Raw genomic sequence first — 20,239 nt, 5'->3', positions numbered from 1 at the left:
TCGCGTCGTTTTTCAGATACCGCCGTACCAATCGTAGCCGCGGTCTTCCCAATAGCCGCCCTTGCCGTCACCCATCTGGGTGAAGCTGCCGACCAACTCGATTTTGCGGACATATTTCGGCATCTTGTAGCCAAGCTGGCGCTCGACGCGCACCCTGAGAGGAGCGCCATTTTCGACCGGCAATGGCTTATCGTTGAGGCCATAGGCTAGAATGGTCTGCGGATGGCGGGCGTCGATCAGGTCGATGGAGCCGTAGTATTTTATGCCGCCCGAAAGCCCTCTCTCGATCGTGTCCATGCAATGGAAAACAGCATAGCGGGCCTGCGGCTTGACCTTCGCTTCGTCCAACACCAGAGAAAGCGGTGTGCCGGTCCATTTGGCGATGCAGCTCCAGCCTTCGACGCAGTCATGGCGGGTGATCTGCGTACGCGACGGCATGGCAATCAGCTGTTCGCGCGATAGCGACAACGGCTTTTCGACCAGACCCGAAACCTCAAGCCGCCAGTCGGCAAAATCCTTGCTTTGGAGTACGAGATAGTCGTCGTCATCAGGCGCGGTCACGCCGTTGGGACGCTGCGGCTGGCGGATATCGGCCTCAGTGAATTCCTGCGCAAGCGAATCGCGACCGGCAAGCAGGCGCTGAACCCTGTAGGTGAGGTTGTTTGCACCTTCCAGAACACCTCGAACCTGACTGTCCGTCGAAGACAACGAATCGAACGCGTCGCAACCCGAAAGCGCGAGGCCGGAGGCGCCCAGTGCCGCAGAGGTAAGAAAGCTGCGGCGGCTTATCTGAAACCGTTTCATGGCCGGTCGCTCCGTGTCGAGGGCTCGTCGCCGGATTTGGGCGGATCGGTGCGGTACCATCCGGTTATGATCGAACGCAGCTCGCTCAGCGGGCCGGCGGCAAGGATCATCAGCATGTGAATGATGAAGAAGGCGACCAGGAGCAGCATGATCGTGAAATGGATGGTTCGCGCCGTCTGCCTGCCGCCGAAGATGTCCGCGAGGAACGGTATTGCCGCATTCATGCTCGGCGACATGGCAAGACCAGTCAGGATCATCAGCGGCAGAAGGATAAAGAGCACGCCGCCATAGGCCAGCTTCTGCAACGTGTTGTAGTCGCGGCTATGATGAAATTTCAGCTTGGCGTGGTCCGCGATGTCGCCGGGCAGGCGCTTCAAGTCCGCGACACGCGGTGCGAGATCGCGGCGCAGATGTCCGTTGATGAGGCTGGCGACCAGCCAGACGAGCAGGGTGCCGGAGAGCAGCCAGGCGAAGAAGAAATGGATAACACGGCCAGTCGCCAGATCCTGATGCGAAGGAATCGTCGCCCATGCCGGAAAGGCGCGGGCCTGCAGGTCGTCGGGTCCGCCGGAGAGGCCCAGAACACCGGTGGTATCGAAGCGGTGGCCGAAGATATCGGTGTAGCCCTTAGGTCCGTCAGGCGTGTTTTCGGCGCTGAAGCCTAGTACCGAATTGTCGAAGCCGAAACCGGACTGCTTGCCGATATAGAGCGACGGATGTGCGTTGAATATCTGCAAGCCGGTAAGCAGCAGGAAGAAAAGCGCCAGCGCCCATATCCAATGCGTCAGTCGCGTCCAGGCGGATTGCCGATAGACGAGCCTGTCATCCTTTGCAGGCTTGATGCTGGATTGCATCTCGCCGACTGCCGCGTTGTCCATCTTCTGATCCTCCCCGCAGCGCGATAATTGCCGCGCTGCAATTGGCAGATACTACTGCCAAGAAACGGGAGGGAACATTCACAGGTTTCAGCGCACGAATGACATTCGCGCGACAGGGAAGTTACTTCGCAAGTCTTTCGGCATGCCAGCGAAGATGGTCGTCCATGAAGGTCGAGATGAAGAAATAGGAGTGGTCGTAGCCATCCTGCATGCGCAAGGTGAGCGGAATGCCGGCCGCCTTGCATGCCTCATCCAGAAGCCACGGACGCAAGCCGTCATCAAGGAAGCCGTCTGCCTTGCCTTGGTCGACAAGGAACTCGGGAAAACGCTTGCCGTCCTCTATCAGCGCGACCGTGTCATAGGCGCGCCATGACGCCTCGTCGGCGCCGAGATATTTCTCAAAAGCGGGTTTCGACCAGCCGGCCGTCATCGGGTGCGCGATCGGCGCGAAAGCCGAACAGCTTTTGAAGCGGTCTGGATGTTTCAAGGCAATCGTCAGCGCGCCGTGGCCGCCCATGGAATGGCCGAAGATCGCCTGCCGGTTCATGTCCGCTGGAAACTCCTTGGCGATTAGCGCCGGCAGTTCCTCAGCGACATAGGAATACATGCGGTAGTTCGTGGCGAAGGGCTCCTGCGTGGCGTCGAGGTAGAAGCCGGCACCGCCGCCGAATTGCCAATTGTCCTTTTCGTCGGGAACATTCTCGCCGCGCGGGCTGGTGTCCGGGCAGACGATGATCAGGCCGAGCTCGGCGGCCAGCCGGCGGTATTCGCCCTTGTCCATGACGTTCTGGTGCGTGCAGGTCAGGCCCGACAGATACCAGACAACCGGGCAAGGGCCATCCTTGGCCTGCGGCGGCACGAAGATAGCGAAGGTCATATCGCAGGCGCAAGCGTCAGATGCATGGGAATAGACGCCCTGGACGCCGCCATGAGATTTCGCGGTGGAGATGGTTTTCATGAAATGGGCTCGATCAGCAATGTTTTGATTGAAAGGGATTTGGCGATGGCTGCGAGACGCTTGTCCGCAGTAGCCAGCGGTTGGTTACGTTCAAGCGCGAGAGCAAGATACATGCAATCGTAAATCTTGTGCGTATTGTCGGCTGCGATCTTTGTCGCACTGGGCAGCAACTGGTTGTCGGGCACAAATTTCGAAACCGCAACCTTCAGCGCCTGGGCGCCTGCAAGAATGCCGTCCAACGAGATCTGGCCGATGCGATGATATTTGAGCAGGGCATTTGTCGTTTCCATCAACAGCAGATCGGGGGCGGCGCATTCAGCTGAACGAAGTCGTTTTGCCGTCTCTGAAAATGGTGTCTCGACAAGCCATGGAACCGCAACGCTTGCGTCAATGATCATTATCTGGCCCGTCCCGATCGAGGCGGGCTTCCTCCATGATCTTCAGCGCCGTGTTCAGATCGACAGGCTTGCTTTTCGCGCGGATGGAATCGATCGTTGCCCATGCCTCTTCCCGTGTCATCCCGGCTTCGCGCGTTATGACGTCGCGCGCCAGTTGCTCGGCCGATAGCCCATTGGCTTTGGCGCGAGCCTTGAAGCTCTCGACGACGTCGTCGGGAATGTTCCTGATAACCATGCTGCCCATGGGAATTCCTTTGAAAATGATATCACGATGATATCATTTTTCATCTGTGGTCACAACCGCGACGATCAACCCGCCAGTGAAACCACGAGATTGACTGCCGCCGCCACGATCACCGTGTTGAAGAAGAACGACAGGACGGAGTGAACCATCGTCGCAATGCGCATTGTGGTGGTGTTGATGTTGGTATCGGCGGTTTGCGCCGTCATGCCGATGACGACCGAATAATAGAGGAAATCCCATCCCACCGGCCGTTCGGTGCCCGGAAAAATCAGGCCGCCCACCGGCTTGCGGTTGCGCTTGTCGGATGTGCTGTCGCCTTTCCAGTAAAGATGCGCGTAGTGCAAGGCGGCCATCGTATGAATGGTGAACCAGCCGAGCGGCAGCGACAGCATCGAAAAGGCGAGCCCGATCGGATGCGGCGCGTCCTTGGCGTTCATCAGCAGGAACAGCGAGCCCACCGCGACGCAGATGATAACGGCTGTGGCGAGGAAGATGATGCCGATAGGCTCGTCGGCGTCCTGCGCGCGCCGGCTGAGATAGTCGGCACTGAACGACGGCATCTGCCTCAGCATGAGAGCGATATAGATGACGAAGAAGACATTCGCGCCGATCGCATAGGCAAGCGGCTGCTTCAGCAGCAATGCCAAAGCGAATGCCGCCAGCCCCAGGACTACGCCGGCATAGAACGGAAAATGGCGGACGCTCAGTATGTTCATCCGGCCGCATCCTTCGCGGCACTTTCGGCAAATGCCTTTGCCTTTCGTGCCGTCTGGTCGAGCGCGCCGAGAAAGCGCGAACGGTCCTGCGGCGTGAAGCCGGCATTGTAGCCCTTGCTTTCACCCGTCTCGCGCAGATGCTGCTTCAGGTCGCGCATGGCGACCGCCATGCCAATCGTCTCGTGCGTGAAGGGCTTTCCGGTCATGCCCAGAACATGCGCACCCAGCGCTACGGTGCGTGCGGCCAACGGAATGTCGGCCGTCACGACGATGTCGTTGGGTTTTGAATTCTCGACGATCCAGTCGTCCGCCGCGTCGGCGCTTTTCGAAACGACGACGTGGCGGATCATCGGGTCGCGGGAAGGGCGCAAGCCCCCGTTCGAGACAAAAACCACCACCAGCCCGAGCCGGTCCGCGACCTTCTCGGCCTCCGCCTTCACCGGGCAGGCATCAGCGTCGACGTAGATGATCGGGTCCGGCATGCGCTTTCCCTGGCTTAGTAGATCACCACGCTTCGGATGCTCTCGCCCTTATGCATCAGGTCGAAACCCTTGTTGATGTCTTCGAGCGGCATGGTGTGGGTGATCATCGGGTCGATCTGGATCTTGCCTTCCATATACCAGTCGACGATCTTCGGCACGTCGGTGCGGCCGCGCGCGCCGCCGAAGGCAGTGCCTTTCCAGGTGCGGCCGGTGACCAACTGGAACGGCCGCGTCGAGATTTCCTGGCCCGCACCTGCAACGCCGATGACGATGCTCTCGCCCCAGCCGCGGTGAGCCGCTTCAAGGGCTTGGCGCATGACCTTCACATTGCCGGTGCAGTCGAAGGTGTAGTCCGCCCCACCGATCTGGTCGGCACCGCGCTTGGTCATGTTGACGAGGTAAGGCACGATGTCGCCGTCGATCTCCTTCGGATTGACGAAATGCGTCATGCCGAACTTCTCGCCCCATGCCTTGCGGTCGTTGTTGATGTCGACGCCGATGATCATGTCGGCGCCGGCCATCCTCAGGCCCTGAAGCACGTTGAGGCCGATGCCGCCAAGGCCGAACACGACCGCCGTCGCGCCGATCTCGACCTTGGCCGTGTTGATGACCGCGCCGATGCCGGTGGTGACGCCGCAGCCGATGTAGCAGATCTTGTCGAACGGCGCGTCCGGGTTGACCTTGGCCAGCGCGATCTCGGGCAGAACCGTGAAGTTCGAGAAGGTCGAGCAGCCCATATAGTGGAAGATCTTGTCCTTGCCGATGGAGAAGCGGCTGGAACCGTCGGGCATCAGGCCCTGGCCTTGCGTCGAGCGGATCGCGGTGCAGAGATTGGTCTTGCGCGACAGGCAGGACGGGCACTGGCGGCATTCGGGTGTGTAGAGCGGGATGACGTGGTCACCTTTCTTCAGCGACGTGACGCCCTTGCCGACATCGACGACGACGCCGGCACCCTCATGGCCGAGAATCGCCGGAAAAATGCCTTCCGGGTCGGCACCCGAAAGCGTGAACTCGTCGGTGTGGCAGATGCCGGTCGCCTTGATTTCGACCAGGACCTCGCCTTCGCGCGGACCTTCGAGGTCGACTTCCATGATTTCAAGCGGCTTTCCGGCTCCAACGGCGACTGCGGCGCGGGTCTTCATCAGGCAATTCCTTCTGCGTAGATCTGTCTCAATGGTTGGGTCGGTGCTTGTCAGACTGACTAGGCGAAATGTCCGCGTTTTGCCATAGCCGGGCCACCATCTGCGCCTTTAGTTCGCAGCATGATCGCAAATCTTCTCCTCGCCATGATCTTCGACGTGCTGACTTTCCTGGTGCATGTGGCCGGATTGATCGTCCTTACGCATATTGTCTCCTTTCTGCTGTCGCATCCTCTGATCGACGGCAAGCAGGGCGAAAAGGCTCTGGCGATGGGGGCGCTTGCACTGGGGTTGTTCGTTCTGGTTTGCATCGAGCTTGCGATTTGGGCTGCCGGGATGCTGGCGGTCGGCGCGCTGCCGGATTTCGAGACCGCGTTTTATTTCTCTGCCTCGACATTCGCCACCGTCGGCTTCAACGACGTGACTCCGTTGAAAGAGTGGCGGCTGCTTTCCGCCATGGAAGGCATAACCGGCCTTCTCGTCATGGGTTGGACAGCGGCCTATCTGGTCACCTCAGGCGTGCGCTTCGGACCTTTCGAGCGCGACAAGCATTTTTGAGAGTGGCAATTTCTCGCGCAAAGCGGGTTTGTGAATCCGGCACTTGAGGCGCGGCGGGATAGTCCATAAAACGATCCCCGCCACCGGAGGAACCATTCGTCCATGTTCAAGAAAATCCTGATCGCCAATCGTGGCGAGATCGCCTGCCGCGTCATCAAGACAGCCCGCAGGATGGGTATCGCAACGGTTGCCGTCTATTCAGACGCCGACCGCGATGCGGTTCATGTCGAAATGGCGGATGAGGCGGTGCATATCGGCCCGGCGGCGGCCGCACAAAGCTATCTGGTGGCCGAGAAGATCATCGAAGCCTGCAAGCAGACCGGGGCGGAGGCCGTGCATCCGGGCTATGGCTTCCTGTCAGAGCGGGCTTCATTCTGCGAGGCGCTGGAAAAGGAAGGCATCGTCTTCATCGGCCCCAAGCCCAAGGCGATCAAGGCCATGGGGGACAAGATCGAATCGAAGAAATTCGCCAATGCGGCGAAGGTCTCGACAGTTCCGGGCTATCTCGGCGTTATCGAGGACGTCGATCATGCCGAAAAGATCGCCGGCGAAATCGGCTATCCCGTGATGATCAAGGCGTCAGCCGGCGGCGGCGGCAAGGGCATGCGCATCGCGTGGTCTGAGGCCGAAGTGCGCGACGGCTTCGACCGCGCTCGCTCGGAGGCGAAAAGCTCTTTCGGTGACGACCGCGTTTTCATCGAGAAATTCGTCGTCGATCCGCGCCACATCGAAATCCAGGTCCTGGCCGACGGTCACGGCAACGCCATCTATCTCGGCGAGCGCGAATGCTCGATCCAGCGCCGCAACCAGAAGGTCGCGGAAGAAGCGCCTTCGCCATTCCTTGACGAGAAGACACGCAAGGCCATGGGCGAGCAGTCCGTGGCCTTGGCCAAAGCGGTGGACTATCAGAGCGCCGGCACCGTCGAGTTCATCGTCGACAGCCAGAAAAACTTCTACTTCCTTGAAATGAATACACGTTTGCAGGTCGAGCATCCTGTAACGGAGCTCATCACCGGCATCGATCTGGTCGAGCAGATGATCCGTGTTTCCGCCGGTGAAAAACTGGCGATCAGCCAGGCCGATGTGAAGCTGAACGGCTGGGCTGTCGAGAGCCGGCTCTATGCCGAGGATCCGTATCGCAATTTTCTGCCCTCCATTGGCCGGTTGACCAGCTACCGGCCGCCCGAGGAAGGAAAATTCGGCGACATCGTCATCCGCAACGATACCGGTGTGACCGAAGGTTCGGAAATCTCGATGTTCTACGATCCGATGATCGCAAAGCTCTGCACGTGGGCACCGACGCGGCTCGAAGCGATCGATGCGATGTCCGAGGCGCTGGATATGTTCGTGGTCGACGGCATCGAGCACAACATTCCGTTTCTGGCGGCCCTGATGCAGCATCCGCGCTGGCGCGAAGGCCGGCTTTCGACGGGTTTCATTGCCGAGGAATATCCTGATGGCTTTGCGCCGATCACGCCGAACGCGGAGGAGAAGTCGGTTCTGGCCGCGATTGCCACTGTGGTCGAGCTCCTGCGGCGCGACCGCCTCGATCGCCTGACCGGGCGGCTGGCCCCGCATTCGGGCGTGCTGAAGCCGGATTGGGTCGTGCGCATCGGCGACGATTATATCCCGGTCGCGGTCGGCGAGGGGATGGTTTCGATTCCGATCGAGGTCGACCTGCTAGTTGCCGGCGGCAAACCGATGACGGTTATTTCCGACTGGCGCCCGGGCGAGGCCGTCTGGCAGGGAGCTGTCGGTGGACGCAGCATTGCGGCGCAGATCAGGCCTGTGCCGAACGGCATCCGCATCGCCTGGAAAGGCATGTCGGTGACGGCGCGCGCCATGCTGCCGCGCACCGCAGAACTCGACCGCCTTATGCCGGTGAAAATTGCGCCCGATACCTCCAATCTGCTGCTATGCCCGATGCCCGGACTGGTGGTTTCGATTGCCGTCGCCGAGGGCCAAGAGGTCAAGGCCGGGGAGACATTGGCCGTGGTCGAGGCGATGAAGATGGAAAACGTGCTGCGCGCCGACCGCGACCTGACGGTCGAGAAGATCAATGCCAAGGCCGGCGACAGCCTCGCCGTCGATGCCGTGATCATGGAGTTTGCCTGAATGGATGTGTCCGCGCGGCGGCAGGCCGTTCTGTTCGATCTTGACGGCACGCTGACGGACCCCTTCGTCGGCATTACCAAATCGCTGCAATATGCGGTCGAAAAGCTCGGCCGCATCGCACCTGCCGCCGACGACCTGCGCTGGTGCATCGGTCCGCCGATCAAGTCGGCGTTTGGCATCCTGCTCGAAACCGACGACCCGGCTTTGATCGACGAGGGCGTGCGGCTTTACCGCGAGCGCTATTCGGATGTCGGTAAATTCGAGAACATCCTGATCGACGGCATTCCCGAGGCGCTGGCCGAACTGGTTGCCGATGGCTACTTCCTGTCGGTCGCGACTTCGAAACTGAAAACCTATGCCGGCGAGATCATCGACCACTTCGATCTTCGCCGCTATTTCAACGTCGTGCACGGCTCTGAGCTGGATGGCCGAAATTCCGTGAAGGGCGACCTGATCGCCCATATCCTCGCAACCGAGCCGATCGATGCCACACGAGCCGCCATGATCGGCGATCGTTCGCATGATGTGGTCGGCGCCAAGCTGAACGGCATCGAGACCGTCGGCGTGCTTTGGGGCTATGGCGATCGCAAGGAACTGGAAGACGCTGGTGCTGCGCGAATTGCCGGGCGACCTGCGGAATTGCGTCAGCTGATCGGCGCGTTGCTGGAGCCGACCGCGCGCTTTACGGCATGATTTTACGGAGGCTATGGTCCGGAATGGGTCCCGGATAGCCTTCGCTTCGCTACGGCTTCCGGGATGACGTCGGTATTCGCTTTTCCGGAGTGTCATCATAGCCATGAGCGGGTTCGTTTACATCCTGGCTTCGAAACGAGACGGAACGTTGTATACGGCGTGACCGCCGATCTGGGCCGGCGCGTATGGGAACACAAGCAACGCATGACAAAGGGCTTCACTGCTCGATACGGAGCAATACGGCTGGTCTGGTATCAGGAATATCTGGACATCGGTGAAGCGATCATTGCCGAAAAGCGGATCAAGAGATGGCGTCGATCGTGGAAGATCGAACTGATCGAGAAGATGAACCCGGATTGGCGTGAACTCTACGGGGGCATGGGCTGGTAAGACTGCGGAAATCCTCCGTGCGTCATCCCGGAAGCCGTAGCGAAGCGAAGGCTATCCGGGACCCATTCCGTAACGCCGAAATGAATGCAGGCTTCTGTGTTCAATGTGATTTCGCACTAGACCCACGGCGCTCCATGACCAAAATAGATACCTGAGTCGAGTAGCAAAGGCGTAAGATATGGCGAGCGACAGGCCTCCGCGCGACCCCATCCTGCGCAGCATGCAAAATGCGCGGGTGAAGGCCCAGCCTGTCCAGCGCAACTTCATCCATCTGCGTGTGCATTCCGCCTATTCGCTGCTGGAAGGCGCGTTGCAGGTCGGCAAGATCGTCGGCCACGCCGTCAAGGACAGCGCGCCGGCCATCGCCATCACCGACACCAACAACCTGTTCGGTGCGCTCGAATTCGCGCAAAAGACCACCAAGGAGGGCGTGCAGCCGCTGGTCGGCTGTCAGACAAGCCTGTCCTTCACTGGTGAGGTCAATGATTCCTCGCGCGGCGGCAATCGCCGCCAGGGGGCAGATCTGCACCCGATCGTGCTGATCGCCGCGACCGAAGAGGGCTACGCCAATCTCGTTCGCCTTGTCAGCCGCTCCTATCTCGAAACGCCGCCAGGCGAAGCGGTGCAGGTCACCACGGAGTGGCTGGAGGAGTTCTCGCCGGGGCTGATCTGCCTTACCGGCGGGCCGCTGGGGCCTGTCGGCACCGCGCTGAAATCCGGCCACACGGAACTGGCCGAGACAAGGCTGCTGGCGCTGAAGGCGCTGTTCGGTGATCGGCTCTATGTCGAACTGCAGCGTCTCGGCGGCTATGACCGGAACCTCGAAGCCGCAACCATCGATCTTGCCTATCGCCATCGCCTGCCGCTGGTCGCCACCAATGAGGCGTTCTTCCAATCCCGCGACGACTACGAAGCCCATGACGCGCTGATTGCCATCGCCGAAGGCTCGGTCGTTGCGTCCGACGAGCGTCGCCGTCTGTCGCCCGACAATTATCTGAAGAGTCAGAAGGAGATGTCGGCGCTTTTTGCAGACATTCCTGAAGCGCTCGACAACACAATCGAGATCGCGCAGCGCTGTTCCTACTACCCGAAGAAGCGCAATCCGATCCTGCCGCGCTTCACCGGTGGTGACGAAGCCGATCCGACTGAGGCGCTCAAGGCCGAGGCCGACGAATTGCGCAGGCAGGCCCGGGAGGGCTTGCAGCAGCGTTTTGAAACCGCCGGACTGACCGAAGGCTTCACGGTCGAGCAGTACAGCGAGCGGCTGGAATTCGAGCTCGGCATCATCGAACGGATGAAGTTTCCCGGCTACTTCCTGATCGTCTCGGACTTCATCAAATGGGCGAAGGCCCAAGGCATTCCGGTCGGCCCGGGCCGTGGTTCGGGCGCGGGCTCGCTGGTTGCCTATGCCCTGACCATCACCGACATCGATCCGCTGCGTTTTTCGCTGCTGTTCGAGCGCTTCCTCAACCCCGACCGCGTCTCGATGCCCGACTTCGACATCGATTTCTGCCAGGACCGGCGTGAAGAGGTGATCCGCTACGTCCAGGGCCGTTATGGCCGCGACCAGGTCGGCCAGATCATCACCTTTGGAACGCTGCAGGCGCGCGCCGTGCTGCGCGACGTCGGGCGCGTGCTGCAGATGCCCTACGGTCAGGTTGACCGCCTCTGTAAGATGGTGCCGCAGAACCCGGCAAATCCGGTTAAACTTGCCGACGCCATCGCCAACGAGCCGCGATTTGCCGAGGAGACCGAGAAGGAGCCGATCGTCCAGACGCTGCTCGACATGGCGCAGAAGCTGGAAGGGCTTTACCGCCACGCCTCGACGCACGCTGCCGGCATCGTCATCGGCGACCGTCCGCTGTCGGAACTGGTGCCGATGTATCGCGACCCACGCTCCGACATGCCGGTCACGCAGTTCAACATGAAGATGGTCGAAGAGGCCGGGCTGGTGAAGTTCGACTTCCTTGGCCTGAAGACGCTGACGGTGCTGGAGACCGCGGTGCGGCTCATCCGCCGTCGAGGCATCGAGGTCGATCTGGCGCGCATTCCGCTCGATGACGAGAAGACCTATGCGATGCTGTCGCGCGGCGAGGTTGTCGGCGTGTTCCAGGTTGAAAGTGCCGGCATGCGCAAGGCGCTGATCGGCATGAAGCCCGACCGCATCGAGGATATCATCGCGCTGGTCGCGCTCTACCGGCCGGGCCCGATGGAGAACATCCCGACCTACAATGCGCGCAAGCATGGCGAGGAGGAGATCGCCTCGATCCATCCCAAGATCGATCACCTGGTCAAGGAGACCCAAGGCGTCATCGTCTACCAGGAACAGGTGATGCAGATCGCGCAGGAATTGGCCGGCTACTCGCTCGGCGAAGCAGATCTTCTGCGCCGCGCCATGGGCAAGAAGATCCGCGCCGAGATGGACAAGCAGCGCGAGCGCTTCGTTACCGGTGCGGTGGAAAAGGGCGTGAGCAAGCCGCAGGCCGATTTCATCTTCGACCTTCTGGCCAAGTTTGCCGACTACGGCTTCAACAAGTCGCACGCCGCTGCCTATGCGGTGGTGTCCTATCAGACCGCCTATCTGAAGGCGCATTACCCGGTCGAGTTCCTTGCCGCGTCGATGACGCTGGATATGTCCAACACCGACAAGCTCGCCGACTTCCGACAGGATGCGCTGCGCCTCGGTATCGACGTGGTTGCGCCCTCGGTGATGACCTCGTTCCGCGATTTCGAGGTTGCCGAAAACCGCATCTTCTACGCGCTGGCAGCCCTCAAGGGCGTCGGCGATGCCGCCGTCGAGCACATCGTCGCCAAGCGCAAGGAAAAGCCGTTCGCCAGCCTTGCCGATTTCTGCGAACGCATCGATCCGAAGATTGTCGGAAAACGCGTCTTCGAAAGCCTGATCATGGCCGGCGCCTTCGATTGCTTCGGTCATGACCGGGCAGCCCTTATGGCCGGCGTCGAGCGCATGATGGGCATGGCGCAGCGCGCGCAGGAAAATGCCGCCTCGGGCCAGTCCGACATCTTTGGCAGTGCAATGGGCGGACAGGCGCAGACGCTACATCTGCCTGCGGCCGATATCTGGCTGCCGGCAGACCGGTTGCACCGCGAATTCCAGGTCGTCGGCTTCTATCTCTCTGCGCATCCGCTGGATGAGTACAAGGCGGTTCTGGAAAAGATGCGCGCCCAGACATGGGCCGACTTTTCCATCGCCGTGAAGCGGGGCGCTGCCGCGGGGCGACTGGCCGGCACCGTCACGTCCAAGCAGGAGCGCAAGACCCGCACCGGCAACAAGATGGGCGTCGTCGCTTTCTCCGACACCACCGGCCAGTATGAAGCAGTGCTGTTTTCGGAAGGGCTGGCGCAATATCGCGATCTGCTCGAGGCAGGCCGTTCTGTCGTCATCACGGTCGCGGCCGAAGACCGCCCGGAAGGCATCAACCTGCGCATCCAGACCGTGCATTCGCTGGAGGACGAGGCAAGCCGCGTCCAGAAGGCGCTACGCGTCTACCTGCGCGATGCGTCGCCGCTCGGAACCCTTGCCAACCAGCTCAACGTCAAGGGCGAGGGGCAGGTGAGTTTCGTACTGATCAAGGATGGCGCGCAGGGCGAAGTCGAGGTCGAACTACCCAACCGCTACCGCATCTCGCCGCAGATAGCATCTGCCATGCGCGCCGTTCCCGGCGTGGTCGAGGTGGAGTTGGTTTAGCGCCGGCGGGCTTTTGTTTAAAGAAGCTGCGTTTTCAGGCCGAGCGGGAGGCCCGCTTCGGCCAATCGCTTGTCGAGCGTAACAACGGTTGCACCGTTGTCAGCCGCCACGGCGAGATGCAGGGCGTCGCCGGCCCTCAGTCCGAGCGTATATTGATCAGCAAAACGCGCAGCCGCGCGAAACTGAGCCCCGGATATCGGGAGCGTGTTGAATGAATTGGATACAAGCTGGACGAACGCGGCGAGGGCTGAAGCGCGGTGCTCAGCCGATAATTGATCCGTACGAAGCTTGATTGATAGGGCTGAAGAGAATTCCGTTATGACCCAGTCACTGATTGCGAGTTCGTTCGGATCCTGTTGGCTCAGCCAGCTTTGAACATAATCGGTTCTGGCTTCCTTGGTCAGTGCGGCGACCAGCACTGATGTGTCGATATAGAGCATCAATACCGGTCGCCATCGCGAACGTCGCGCATGAACTCGCCGGCGGACTGCCGCTGCGCCGGCATTTGGTCCGTGATGCTTTTCAGTGCGGCCAAATCAATCGGTTGCAGCGTTTTCTTGACGGAACTCAGTTGCGCAATCGGCTTGCCGCGCCGCGTAATGCGGACTGTGTCGCCTTCAGCGACGCGGCCGATCAGTTCGCTGAGATGCGCCTTTGCGTCGGCAAGATTGACGGTGCTCATAGATTTTCTCATGACCAGTTAGATGGTCATATGTAGCATCCCGTTGGCTTGGGTTCAATCGACATCGGTAACAGCATCAAGCCTTGTGCAGCCGAAGCGGCGTGACTTTCTCCCGCGCGATGACGCGTTTTGCCTCCAAATCGAGCTGGACTGCCTTCATCCACCAGCCTGATTTGGCGCCGCCGGGAAATAACGCCTGCGGCAGATGATCGACGACGCGCTTTTGAACCTCCGCCACGGTCAGCCCCGGTGTGGTGCCTGGCAGCGTCTTTAGCAAAGCGTGCTTCATAGCCTCATACATCTCTGCATCGACAAACTCGACGTTGCCGGGATGGTTCACGTTCTCGATGCCAATCTTACCGGGTTTGCTTGTGGTCATGCCGCATCCTCCTTGGATTTCGGCTCGAGGTCGATTGCCGCGCGAAAGCTTCCATCCATGTAGAATGGCACGGACGTATGCTCGTGGGCGATCTTCCAGACGCCGTTGGTACGCTTGAGGCAGACCGTCGCGCGTGACCAGAAGACAGCCCTTTCGCCGCCTTGCGTGGTCGTGGCGCTGGTGCGGTAGAAGCCGTGGCCGAAGGCGATGTCGCCGTCGATCGTAATCTCGAAATCATGCGCTTCGATCTCGACCGGCCCTTGCCAGGTATCGAACCAGGCTGAAAGACCATCGACATTGGGCCGATGATCGAGCGGCGGCGCTAGATCGAAAATCAGCGCTTCAGGCTCGTATTGGGCGATAACGCGGGCCGCATTCTTGTCGTAATGCGCCTGACGGATGGCGTCCATGACGGCGCGGATTTCTTTCCTGTCGGTGTTGATGCTCATGACAAATCCTCCGTTGTTCCTGGGGATGCATCCGAAGGACGAACGAGGAAGGCGATGTCCGACAGGATAGAGATTTTTTATTGAGCAGCGCCGATGGTGCGCTGCGGTTCAGTCTTCCACATCCTCGCGCGGATGCGCCCTGCGTCCCTTGCCGAAGGTGTAGCCGGTTTCGACTGCCGTCTTCCCGAACTTGTCGCGCAAGGCATCCATGGCGCCTTCGGCCAATGCACGCTTGCGAGACTGCACGTCGATGAGGTCGGGGGGGTCGGCCTTCTCGACGCCGGTGAGGTCGCTGACGCCTATGCCGAGCAGCCTGTATTTCGTGCCGTCGGTTTCCTTCTGGAGAAGCTGCATGCCGGTCTGGAAGATGCGATCTGCCAGCCGCGTCGGATCGCCAAGCTGGCGGTTGCGCGTGCGGATCTTGAAATCCTGCGTCTTCAGTTTCAGCACCACCGTGCGCCCCGCGATGCCGGATTTCTTCAGCCGTGTGGAAACCTTTTCAGACAATGCCCGCAAGATCGGCACCAGATCGGCGGAGGAGGCGAGGTCGGTGTCGAAGGTGGTTTCCGCCGACACGCTTTTCGCGTCATGGTCGGGCTCGACGCGGCGCGTATCCTGTCCGCGCGACAGCCGGTAGAGCCGGTCGCCCATCGTGCCGTAGCGCCGCATCAGGTCCCCGCGCTCCATCCGCTGGATCTGGCCGATGGTGCGGATGCCGTCGCTTTCCAGCGTCGCGGCGAAGGCTTTCCCCACGCCCCAGATCAGCGTTACCGGCTGCTCGGCGAGAAACGTGACGGCTTCCGCTTCGCCGATGATCGAAAAGCCGCGCGGCTTGCGGAAGTCCGAGGCGACTTTCGCCAGGAATTTGCAATAGGAAAGACCGGCCGAAACGGTGATGCCGATTTCCTTTTCGACGCTCTGCGCGAACCGCGCCAGCACCAATGCGGGCGGGAGGCCATGAAGGCGCTCGGTGCCGGCAAGATCGAGAAACGCTTCGTCGATGGAGATAGGTTCGACCAGCGGCGTCAGCGCCTGCATCATGGCGCGGACCTCGCGGCCGACGCGGACATATTTTTCCATGTTGGGCGAGATGACGACAGCTTGCGGGCAGGCTTCCAGCGCCTTGAACATCGGCATCGCCGAACGTACGCCATTGATGCGCGCGATGTAGCAGGCGGTCGAGACGACGCCGCGCTTGCCGCCGCCGATGATGACCGGCTTGTCCTTCAGATCCGGATTGTCGCGCTTTTCCACCGCCGCATAGAAGGCATCGCAATCGATATGGGCGATATGCAGCGCATAAAGTTCCGGATGCCGCATAAGGCGCGGACTTCCGCAACCGGTACAACGCATCGCCAGCCCGCGCTGCACGGCGAGACAATCTCGGCAGAAACCGTAGCTTGGATCGTTGACAGAGGTGCCCATGACTGCGAACATAAGAGGAACATCGCAATCTTATGGCAGCAAGCTGCAGCTCGCAAGGCTGCGGTCGCGGAGATGTATGATGAAACTGACAATCGAGCCGCTGACAGTCGATCTATGGCCGGCTTTCGAGGATCTCTTCGGCAAGCAAGGCGCCTGCTACGGCTGCTGGTGCACGCATTTTCGGTTGCCGCCGGCGCAGCGCCGGGAAAACGACCGGGTGCACAACAAGGAATTCATCAAGGCGCGCATCGAATCAGGTCCGCCGCCCGGCCTGCTGGCGTTCGAGGACGATATCGCGACGGGCTGGATGCAGATAGGACCGAGGGCGGATGTGCCCGAATGGAACAATGCGGGCAGAGGTTCCGCTCCGCTCGAGCCTGAGGAAGCCGCCGATCCGTCCGTCTGGGCGATCTCCTGCTTTTTCATCCGCAATAAGGCGCGGGGCAAAGGACTGACTCATAGACTTGTCGGTGCCGGGGTCGAATTTGCACGCAAGAACGGTGCGCGGTTTGTCGAGGCCTGTCCGATGAACCAATCGAAGGATTCGCGCTCGCTCGGCCTTTTCGTCGGTTCGACCCGGGTTTTCGAGAAAGCTGGCTTTTCGCAGATGATAGAGCGCAAGCTAGGCCGGCCGCTGATGCGTTTTGTGGTGTAGGTTCTGAGCCTAAATACCCAAAGCAACAGTGATTTTTGGCGCAGCATCGTGCCAGTCGTCTACGAAGGTGATGCCTTCCGGCAACGGCGGCATAAGTGCACGCAGGCCCTTGTGCGCCATGAGGTGAAAGAGATGAGCGTCGGCAACCGCCTCTTGCACGGAAACGAGATTGCGGGCGATGTCGTCGACGAAGGCGACGGGGCGAGGATGTTCACCGCGCAGCTGCCTAATCGCCGGACCTTTCGCCGTTTCGGTGGTCACCAGCGGGTAGGGGAAGCCAAGCCGGTCCAGAAGCATGCGTCGGGTCGCCCGGTGCTGATGCGGCATCGCCGTCAGCATGACGATTTCCGCTTTCTCGGCTATCGCCGCGACAGCCTCGACTGCGCCCGCCGGCGCGACCTGCCAATCGGCCTGAACGAAGAAGAAATCTTCGATCAGCGTCGAAACGCGTTCGTTGGCGAGAGCCTCATTCGTATCGCGGTCGAAGACATTGCCGTGAAGCCTAAACGAATCGGTTTTCAGATCCAGACCGCGCGACCTGAGAAAGCCGATGAAGGGCTGAACGAATTCCAGAACCACCTCATCGACGTCGAGTACCAGAAGCGGGCGCTCGTCTTTCGCCAGCTCGGCGATCTGGCGTGCGGTTTCGGGATCGTCGCTCATATCGAAGACTGGTGGTTGTCGTCGCCGAGTGGCAGGCGCCTCAGTGCTGCTCCGATATTGGCCGGCGGGATGCCGGAGCTTTCCGAAAACTGCATCAGCGTCGGTTCGTGGGCGAGGATGAATTGCAGCACGCCCGCCAGGAAACCCGGTTCGCGCGCCGCCTCGCGAATCGCCGATGCTTCGATGCCGGTCAAGGCAAGGAAGCGCGGCAGGAGTTCAGGGTCCGATGCGACGAAGACGAGTGCCTCGATGGCGATCGCCTCGGCGTCCTTGCTCGTTGAAAATTTATCGACCATCGTCACTTTCAAGCCATCGATGCGAAAACGTTTGTCGGAAGTAGCCGCTACGATCGGCTCGGGCAAGTCTTCGGGCGGTCGCATCAAAATTGGTATAGGATTGATGTTTGAATTCGCCGCGACGGATCGGTTTCCGTTTCGTCAATGATCTTGCGCTAATGTTGTCGCGGGTTTGGTGCCATCGGCAAGGCGCGTCAAGAAGTATAGGCTGGCGCGATCGGCAGTCGGGACGGGAAATCTATGGCTAAGAAGGTTATGATCGTCGAGGACAATGAGCTCAATATGAAGCTCTTCCGCGACCTGATCGAAGCAAGCGGCTATGAGACCGTGCGCACGCGCAACGGCCTGGAAGCGCTTGATCTTGCCCGTACCCATAAGCCTGATCTGATCCTGATGGATATCCAGCTGCCGGAGGTCTCCGGCCTCGAGGTGACCAAGTGGCTGAAGGAAGACGACGAACTTCACGTCATACCTGTCATTGCCGTCACTGCATTTGCCATGAAGGGCGATGAGGAACGCATTCGCCAGGGCGGTTGCGAAGCCTACATTTCGAAGCCGATCTCGGTTCCGCGCTTCATCGAAACAATCAAATCATATCTGGGTGACGCATGATGCCTGCTCCGTCGCCCTCGCATCGGCAGGAAGCATCATGACCGCGCGTATTCTCGTCGTCGACGACATTCCTGCCAATGTGAAGCTGCTCGAGGTTCGGCTGCTCGCTGAATATTTCGATGTGCTGACGGCCACCAACGGTGCGGACGCCATTGAAACCTGCCAGAACGACAAGGTCGATGTCGTCCTGCTCGACGTGATGATGCCGTATATGGACGGCTTCGAGGTCTGTCGGCGGCTGAAGGGCGATCCTGCGACCTCGCATATTCCTGTGGTGATGGTCACCGCGCTGGACCAGGTTTCCGACCGTATTCGCGGGCTGGAGGTGGGAGCCGACGATTTCCTGACCAAGCCGGTGAATGATCTTCAGTTGATGACGCGGGTAAAAAGTCTTGTGCGCCTGAAGATGCTCACCGACGAATTGCGCCTTCGTGCCTCGACCACGCGCAACATCGGCATCGAAGAGCTTCTGAGCCGCCGTCCGCCGTCCGAAGACGTCACGCCGAAAGTGCTTCTGGTCGATGAGCGTCCGTCCTCCTTTGAGCGCATCCAGAAAATGCTGCGGCAGGCGGCCGATCTCGACGTTGTAGCCGATCCGCATACCGGGTTTTTCCAGGCGGCCGAACTGCCCTACGAGTGCATCATCGTCTCGACCGGCTTTGCCGAGTTCGATCCGCTACGGCTTTGCTCGCAATTGCGCTCGCTCGATCGCACACGCTTTGTGCCGATCATTCTGCTGGCGGACGAGGGCGAGGAGGAGCGCATCATTCGTGGGCTCGAGCTCGGCGTGAACGACTATCTCATTCGCCCGATAGACCAGCAGGAACTGACTGCCCGCCTGCGCACGCAGGTCAAGCGCAAGCGCTATAACGACCATCTGCGCGCCAGCGTCACGCAGACGATCGAAATGGCGGTGACGGACGGGCTGACCGGCCTGCATAACCGCCGTTATCTCGACAGCCATCTGCAGACCCTGTTCGACCGCGCCGTTGCGCGTCGTCGTCCGATTTCGGTGATGATCACCGATCTGGACCGGTTCAAGTCGGTCAACGACACCTATGGTCACGACGGCGGCGACGATGTGCTGCGCGAATTCGCACGCCGGTTGCGCAAGAATGTGCGCGGCATCGATCTGGCTTGCCGCTATGGCGGCGAAGAGTTCGTGGTCGTCATGCCGGACACCGATGGGGCGATCGCCGAAAAGGTCGCCGAGCGCATCCGTTCCGAGATTGCCCAAACGCCATTCTCTGTCGGCAAGGATGGCCAGACGCTGAATGTGACCATCAGCGTGGGTGTGTCTTCGCTCAGGCGCGGCACCGATACGGTCGAGGATTTGATGAAGCGGGCTGATGTCGCGCTCTATGAGGCCAAGACGGCGGGGCGCAACCGGGTAGTCGCAAAAGCTGCATAGCTGCGAAATCGGGTTGTGCGGCGAATCAGGAGAAGGGGTGTTTACCTTAATCCAAGCGATTCGGTAGCATTGGTTAAGAAAGTGTTGATTTTCAATTGGTCTTGCGCGAATGTTCCAGCGAAAGAACGGACACCGGCGCGAGGAGATGCCGGATTGTCCTGCCGACGCCCCATGATGCTCAGGTCCGCCGCATCTCCTGGGTCCATGGGGTCGGCCGGTTGGCACTGGCACATAGTGGCCTCCTCGTACCGCTGTCAGAACGCCGACCGGCCCCCTAATTCTCACATGAAGCATGAAAAAACGGGCCGAGAGGCCCGTTTTTCTTTTCCATTTCCAGAAATGAAAACGCCGCCCGGAGGCGGCGTTTTTCCAGCAGGAGAATCGAAGATTACTTGATCTTCGTTTCCTTGAATTCGACGTGCTTCTTGGCGACCGGATCGTATTTGCGGAAGGACAGCTTTTCCGTCTTCGTGCGGCTGTTCTTGCTCGTCACGTAGAAAAAGCCGGTATCGGCGGTCGACAGGAGCTTGATCTTGATGTTTGCGGCTTTTGCCATGATTTTCGTCCGTTAATTTTCTGGAGT

The 20,239-nt window shown here is 60.2% G+C and carries 23 protein-coding genes and 1 pseudogene; 8 read left to right on the top strand and 16 right to left on the bottom strand.

Going from position 1 to position 20,239, the window contains the following annotated elements; genetic code table 11:
- Window positions 1–12: 12 nt before the first annotated feature.
- The 8 genes from DZG07_RS14845 to DZG07_RS14810 form a co-directional block, all read right to left on the bottom strand.
- The gene (locus DZG07_RS14845; protein WP_119818212.1) at window positions 13–804 is read right to left on the bottom strand and encodes a molybdopterin-binding protein; all 792 of its coding nucleotides are present in this window, start codon (window positions 802–804) and stop codon (window positions 13–15) included.
- Window positions 801–1,682, bottom strand: a complete 882-nt coding sequence (locus tag DZG07_RS14840; protein WP_119818210.1) for a cytochrome b/b6 domain-containing protein — start codon at window positions 1,680–1,682, stop codon at window positions 801–803. The genes DZG07_RS14845 and DZG07_RS14840 overlap by 4 nt, the downstream gene beginning before the upstream one ends.
- A gap of 121 nt (window positions 1,683–1,803) precedes the next feature.
- Complete coding sequence (gene fghA, locus DZG07_RS14835) at window positions 1,804–2,640, bottom strand: S-formylglutathione hydrolase (protein WP_119818207.1); 837 nt, start codon at window positions 2,638–2,640, stop codon at window positions 1,804–1,806.
- On the bottom strand, window positions 2,637–3,038 hold the full coding sequence (locus DZG07_RS14830) for a type II toxin-antitoxin system VapC family toxin (protein WP_119818204.1): 402 nt from the start codon (window positions 3,036–3,038) through the stop codon (window positions 2,637–2,639). Before DZG07_RS14830 ends, fghA begins: the two co-directional genes overlap by 4 nt.
- Complete coding sequence (locus DZG07_RS14825) at window positions 3,028–3,282, bottom strand: hypothetical protein (protein ID WP_091916725.1); 255 nt, start codon at window positions 3,280–3,282, stop codon at window positions 3,028–3,030. Before DZG07_RS14825 ends, DZG07_RS14830 begins: the two co-directional genes overlap by 11 nt.
- Window positions 3,283–3,347: 65 nt before the next feature.
- On the bottom strand, window positions 3,348–3,998 hold the full coding sequence (locus DZG07_RS14820; protein ID WP_119818200.1) for a DUF1345 domain-containing protein: 651 nt from the start codon (window positions 3,996–3,998) through the stop codon (window positions 3,348–3,350).
- On the bottom strand, window positions 3,995–4,480 hold the full coding sequence (locus tag DZG07_RS14815) for a YaiI/YqxD family protein (protein WP_119818197.1): 486 nt from the start codon (window positions 4,478–4,480) through the stop codon (window positions 3,995–3,997). The genes DZG07_RS14820 and DZG07_RS14815 overlap by 4 nt, the downstream gene beginning before the upstream one ends.
- A 14-nt stretch (window positions 4,481–4,494) precedes the next feature.
- On the bottom strand, window positions 4,495–5,622 hold the full coding sequence (locus tag DZG07_RS14810) for an S-(hydroxymethyl)glutathione dehydrogenase/class III alcohol dehydrogenase (RefSeq protein ID WP_119818195.1): 1,128 nt from the start codon (window positions 5,620–5,622) through the stop codon (window positions 4,495–4,497).
- Between the two features lie 120 nt (window positions 5,623–5,742).
- On the opposite strand from DZG07_RS14810, the gene DZG07_RS14805 reads away from it, so the two are divergent.
- The 5 genes and pseudogenes from DZG07_RS14805 to dnaE all read left to right on the top strand — a co-directional run bounded on the left by DZG07_RS14805 (window position 5,743) and on the right by dnaE (window position 13,084).
- On the top strand, window positions 5,743–6,177 hold the full coding sequence (locus DZG07_RS14805; RefSeq protein WP_119818193.1) for a potassium channel family protein: 435 nt from the start codon (window positions 5,743–5,745) through the stop codon (window positions 6,175–6,177).
- A gap of 102 nt (window positions 6,178–6,279) precedes the next feature.
- Window positions 6,280–8,292 (top strand): acetyl/propionyl/methylcrotonyl-CoA carboxylase subunit alpha, encoded by a 2,013-nt coding sequence (locus tag DZG07_RS14800; protein WP_119818191.1) that lies wholly within the window; start codon window positions 6,280–6,282, stop codon window positions 8,290–8,292.
- Entirely contained in the window at window positions 8,293–8,985 is a 693-nt protein-coding gene (locus DZG07_RS14795) for an HAD hydrolase-like protein (protein ID WP_119818189.1), read from the top strand. It begins immediately after the preceding gene.
- A gap of 103 nt (window positions 8,986–9,088) precedes the next feature.
- Window positions 9,089–9,375, top strand: a pseudogene (locus DZG07_RS14790) (GIY-YIG nuclease family protein).
- Window positions 9,376–9,595: 220 nt separating this feature from the next.
- Window positions 9,596–13,084, top strand: a complete 3,489-nt coding sequence (gene dnaE / locus DZG07_RS14785; protein ID WP_245429647.1) for a DNA polymerase III subunit alpha — start codon at window positions 9,596–9,598, stop codon at window positions 13,082–13,084.
- A gap of 17 nt (window positions 13,085–13,101) precedes the next feature.
- Here the strand turns inward: dnaE and DZG07_RS14780 are convergent, their stop codons facing one another.
- The 5 genes from DZG07_RS14780 to DZG07_RS14760 form a co-directional block, all read right to left on the bottom strand.
- Window positions 13,102–13,524: a type II toxin-antitoxin system VapC family toxin gene (locus DZG07_RS14780; protein WP_119818185.1), complete on the bottom strand. Its 423-nt coding sequence runs from the start codon at window positions 13,522–13,524 to the stop codon at window positions 13,102–13,104.
- A complete protein-coding gene (locus DZG07_RS14775; RefSeq protein ID WP_119818183.1) occupies window positions 13,524–13,766 on the bottom strand; it encodes a type II toxin-antitoxin system prevent-host-death family antitoxin in 243 nt (80 codons plus the stop codon). Before DZG07_RS14775 ends, DZG07_RS14780 begins: the two co-directional genes overlap by 1 nt.
- 76 nt (window positions 13,767–13,842) lie before the next feature.
- Window positions 13,843–14,145 (bottom strand): hypothetical protein, encoded by a 303-nt coding sequence (locus tag DZG07_RS14770; RefSeq protein ID WP_119818180.1) that lies wholly within the window; start codon window positions 14,143–14,145, stop codon window positions 13,843–13,845.
- Window positions 14,142–14,594, bottom strand: a complete 453-nt coding sequence (locus DZG07_RS14765; protein WP_119818178.1) for a nuclear transport factor 2 family protein — start codon at window positions 14,592–14,594, stop codon at window positions 14,142–14,144. The genes DZG07_RS14770 and DZG07_RS14765 overlap by 4 nt, the downstream gene beginning before the upstream one ends.
- A 108-nt stretch (window positions 14,595–14,702) precedes the next feature.
- Complete coding sequence (locus DZG07_RS14760; RefSeq protein ID WP_119818175.1) at window positions 14,703–16,031, bottom strand: DNA polymerase IV; 1,329 nt, start codon at window positions 16,029–16,031, stop codon at window positions 14,703–14,705.
- A 67-nt stretch (window positions 16,032–16,098) separates the two neighbouring features.
- Here DZG07_RS14760 and DZG07_RS14755 point away from each other — a divergent pair, with 67 nt between their 5' ends.
- Window positions 16,099–16,674: a GNAT family N-acetyltransferase gene (locus tag DZG07_RS14755; protein WP_119821751.1), complete on the top strand. Its 576-nt coding sequence runs from the start codon at window positions 16,099–16,101 to the stop codon at window positions 16,672–16,674.
- Between the two features lie 9 nt (window positions 16,675–16,683).
- Here DZG07_RS14755 and DZG07_RS14750 read toward each other — a convergent pair whose 3' ends face one another.
- Window positions 16,684–17,337 (bottom strand): hypothetical protein, encoded by a 654-nt coding sequence (locus tag DZG07_RS14750; protein WP_119818172.1) that lies wholly within the window; start codon window positions 17,335–17,337, stop codon window positions 16,684–16,686.
- Window positions 17,334–17,633: a DUF3572 domain-containing protein gene (locus tag DZG07_RS14745; RefSeq protein ID WP_119821749.1), complete on the bottom strand. Its 300-nt coding sequence runs from the start codon at window positions 17,631–17,633 to the stop codon at window positions 17,334–17,336. The genes DZG07_RS14750 and DZG07_RS14745 overlap by 4 nt, the downstream gene beginning before the upstream one ends.
- 255 nt (window positions 17,634–17,888) lie before the next feature.
- On the opposite strand from DZG07_RS14745, the gene DZG07_RS14740 reads away from it, so the two are divergent.
- Both DZG07_RS14740 and DZG07_RS14735 read left to right on the top strand, forming a co-directional pair.
- On the top strand, window positions 17,889–18,245 hold the full coding sequence (locus DZG07_RS14740) for a response regulator (RefSeq protein ID WP_084496673.1): 357 nt from the start codon (window positions 17,889–17,891) through the stop codon (window positions 18,243–18,245).
- Window positions 18,246–18,282: 37 nt separating this feature from the next.
- A complete protein-coding gene (locus DZG07_RS14735) occupies window positions 18,283–19,656 on the top strand; it encodes a PleD family two-component system response regulator (RefSeq protein WP_119821747.1) in 1,374 nt (457 codons plus the stop codon).
- Window positions 19,657–20,044: 388 nt separating this feature from the next.
- Here the strand turns inward: DZG07_RS14735 and rpmG are convergent, their stop codons facing one another.
- A complete protein-coding gene (rpmG, locus tag DZG07_RS14725) occupies window positions 20,045–20,212 on the bottom strand; it encodes a 50S ribosomal protein L33 (RefSeq protein WP_019173400.1) in 168 nt (55 codons plus the stop codon).
- Window positions 20,213–20,239: the final 27 nt, after the last annotated feature.

This window comes from Mesorhizobium sp. DCY119 (assembly GCF_003590645.1).
Taxonomy (GTDB): Bacteria; Pseudomonadota; Alphaproteobacteria; order Rhizobiales; family Rhizobiaceae; genus Mesorhizobium_M.
The sequence above is the reverse complement of the archived record's forward strand: the minus strand, read 5'-3'. Positions and strand labels throughout refer to the sequence as shown.

What these genes read in the sequence shown, in the direction of transcription:
- rpmG (WP_019173400.1), bottom strand. Translation starts at nt 20,212, where the DNA reads ATGGCAAAAGCCGCAAACATCAAGATCAAGCTCCTGTCGACCGCCGAT.
- DZG07_RS14735 (WP_119821747.1), top strand. Translation starts at nt 18,283, where the DNA reads ATGACCGCGCGTATTCTCGTCGTCGACGACATTCCTGCCAATGTGAAG.
- DZG07_RS14845 (WP_119818212.1), bottom strand. Translation starts at nt 804, where the DNA reads ATGAAACGGTTTCAGATAAGCCGCCGCAGCTTTCTTACCTCTGCGGCA.
- DZG07_RS14770 (WP_119818180.1), bottom strand. Translation starts at nt 14,145, where the DNA reads ATGACCACAAGCAAACCCGGTAAGATTGGCATCGAGAACGTGAACCAT.
- DZG07_RS14820 (WP_119818200.1), bottom strand. Translation starts at nt 3,998, where the DNA reads ATGAACATACTGAGCGTCCGCCATTTTCCGTTCTATGCCGGCGTAGTC.
- DZG07_RS14750 (WP_119818172.1), bottom strand. Translation starts at nt 17,337, where the DNA reads ATGAGCGACGATCCCGAAACCGCACGCCAGATCGCCGAGCTGGCGAAA.
- DZG07_RS14765 (WP_119818178.1), bottom strand. Translation starts at nt 14,594, where the DNA reads ATGAGCATCAACACCGACAGGAAAGAAATCCGCGCCGTCATGGACGCC.
- DZG07_RS14740 (WP_084496673.1), top strand. Translation starts at nt 17,889, where the DNA reads ATGATCGTCGAGGACAATGAGCTCAATATGAAGCTCTTCCGCGACCTG.
- DZG07_RS14755 (WP_119821751.1), top strand. Translation starts at nt 16,099, where the DNA reads ATGAAACTGACAATCGAGCCGCTGACAGTCGATCTATGGCCGGCTTTC.
- DZG07_RS14775 (WP_119818183.1), bottom strand. Translation starts at nt 13,766, where the DNA reads ATGAGCACCGTCAATCTTGCCGACGCAAAGGCGCATCTCAGCGAACTG.
- DZG07_RS14795 (WP_119818189.1), top strand. Translation starts at nt 8,293, where the DNA reads ATGGATGTGTCCGCGCGGCGGCAGGCCGTTCTGTTCGATCTTGACGGC.
- DZG07_RS14760 (WP_119818175.1), bottom strand. Translation starts at nt 16,031, where the DNA reads ATGTTCGCAGTCATGGGCACCTCTGTCAACGATCCAAGCTACGGTTTC.
- fghA (WP_119818207.1), bottom strand. Translation starts at nt 2,640, where the DNA reads ATGAAAACCATCTCCACCGCGAAATCTCATGGCGGCGTCCAGGGCGTC.
- DZG07_RS14805 (WP_119818193.1), top strand. Translation starts at nt 5,743, where the DNA reads ATGATCGCAAATCTTCTCCTCGCCATGATCTTCGACGTGCTGACTTTC.
- dnaE (WP_245429647.1), top strand. Translation starts at nt 9,596, where the DNA reads ATGCAAAATGCGCGGGTGAAGGCCCAGCCTGTCCAGCGCAACTTCATC.
- DZG07_RS14800 (WP_119818191.1), top strand. Translation starts at nt 6,280, where the DNA reads ATGTTCAAGAAAATCCTGATCGCCAATCGTGGCGAGATCGCCTGCCGC.
- DZG07_RS14825 (WP_091916725.1), bottom strand. Translation starts at nt 3,282, where the DNA reads ATGGGCAGCATGGTTATCAGGAACATTCCCGACGACGTCGTCGAGAGC.
- DZG07_RS14815 (WP_119818197.1), bottom strand. Translation starts at nt 4,480, where the DNA reads ATGCCGGACCCGATCATCTACGTCGACGCTGATGCCTGCCCGGTGAAG.
- DZG07_RS14830 (WP_119818204.1), bottom strand. Translation starts at nt 3,038, where the DNA reads ATGATCATTGACGCAAGCGTTGCGGTTCCATGGCTTGTCGAGACACCA.
- DZG07_RS14745 (WP_119821749.1), bottom strand. Translation starts at nt 17,633, where the DNA reads ATGGTCGATAAATTTTCAACGAGCAAGGACGCCGAGGCGATCGCCATC.
- DZG07_RS14810 (WP_119818195.1), bottom strand. Translation starts at nt 5,622, where the DNA reads ATGAAGACCCGCGCCGCAGTCGCCGTTGGAGCCGGAAAGCCGCTTGAA.
- DZG07_RS14840 (WP_119818210.1), bottom strand. Translation starts at nt 1,682, where the DNA reads ATGGACAACGCGGCAGTCGGCGAGATGCAATCCAGCATCAAGCCTGCA.
- DZG07_RS14780 (WP_119818185.1), bottom strand. Translation starts at nt 13,524, where the DNA reads ATGCTCTATATCGACACATCAGTGCTGGTCGCCGCACTGACCAAGGAA.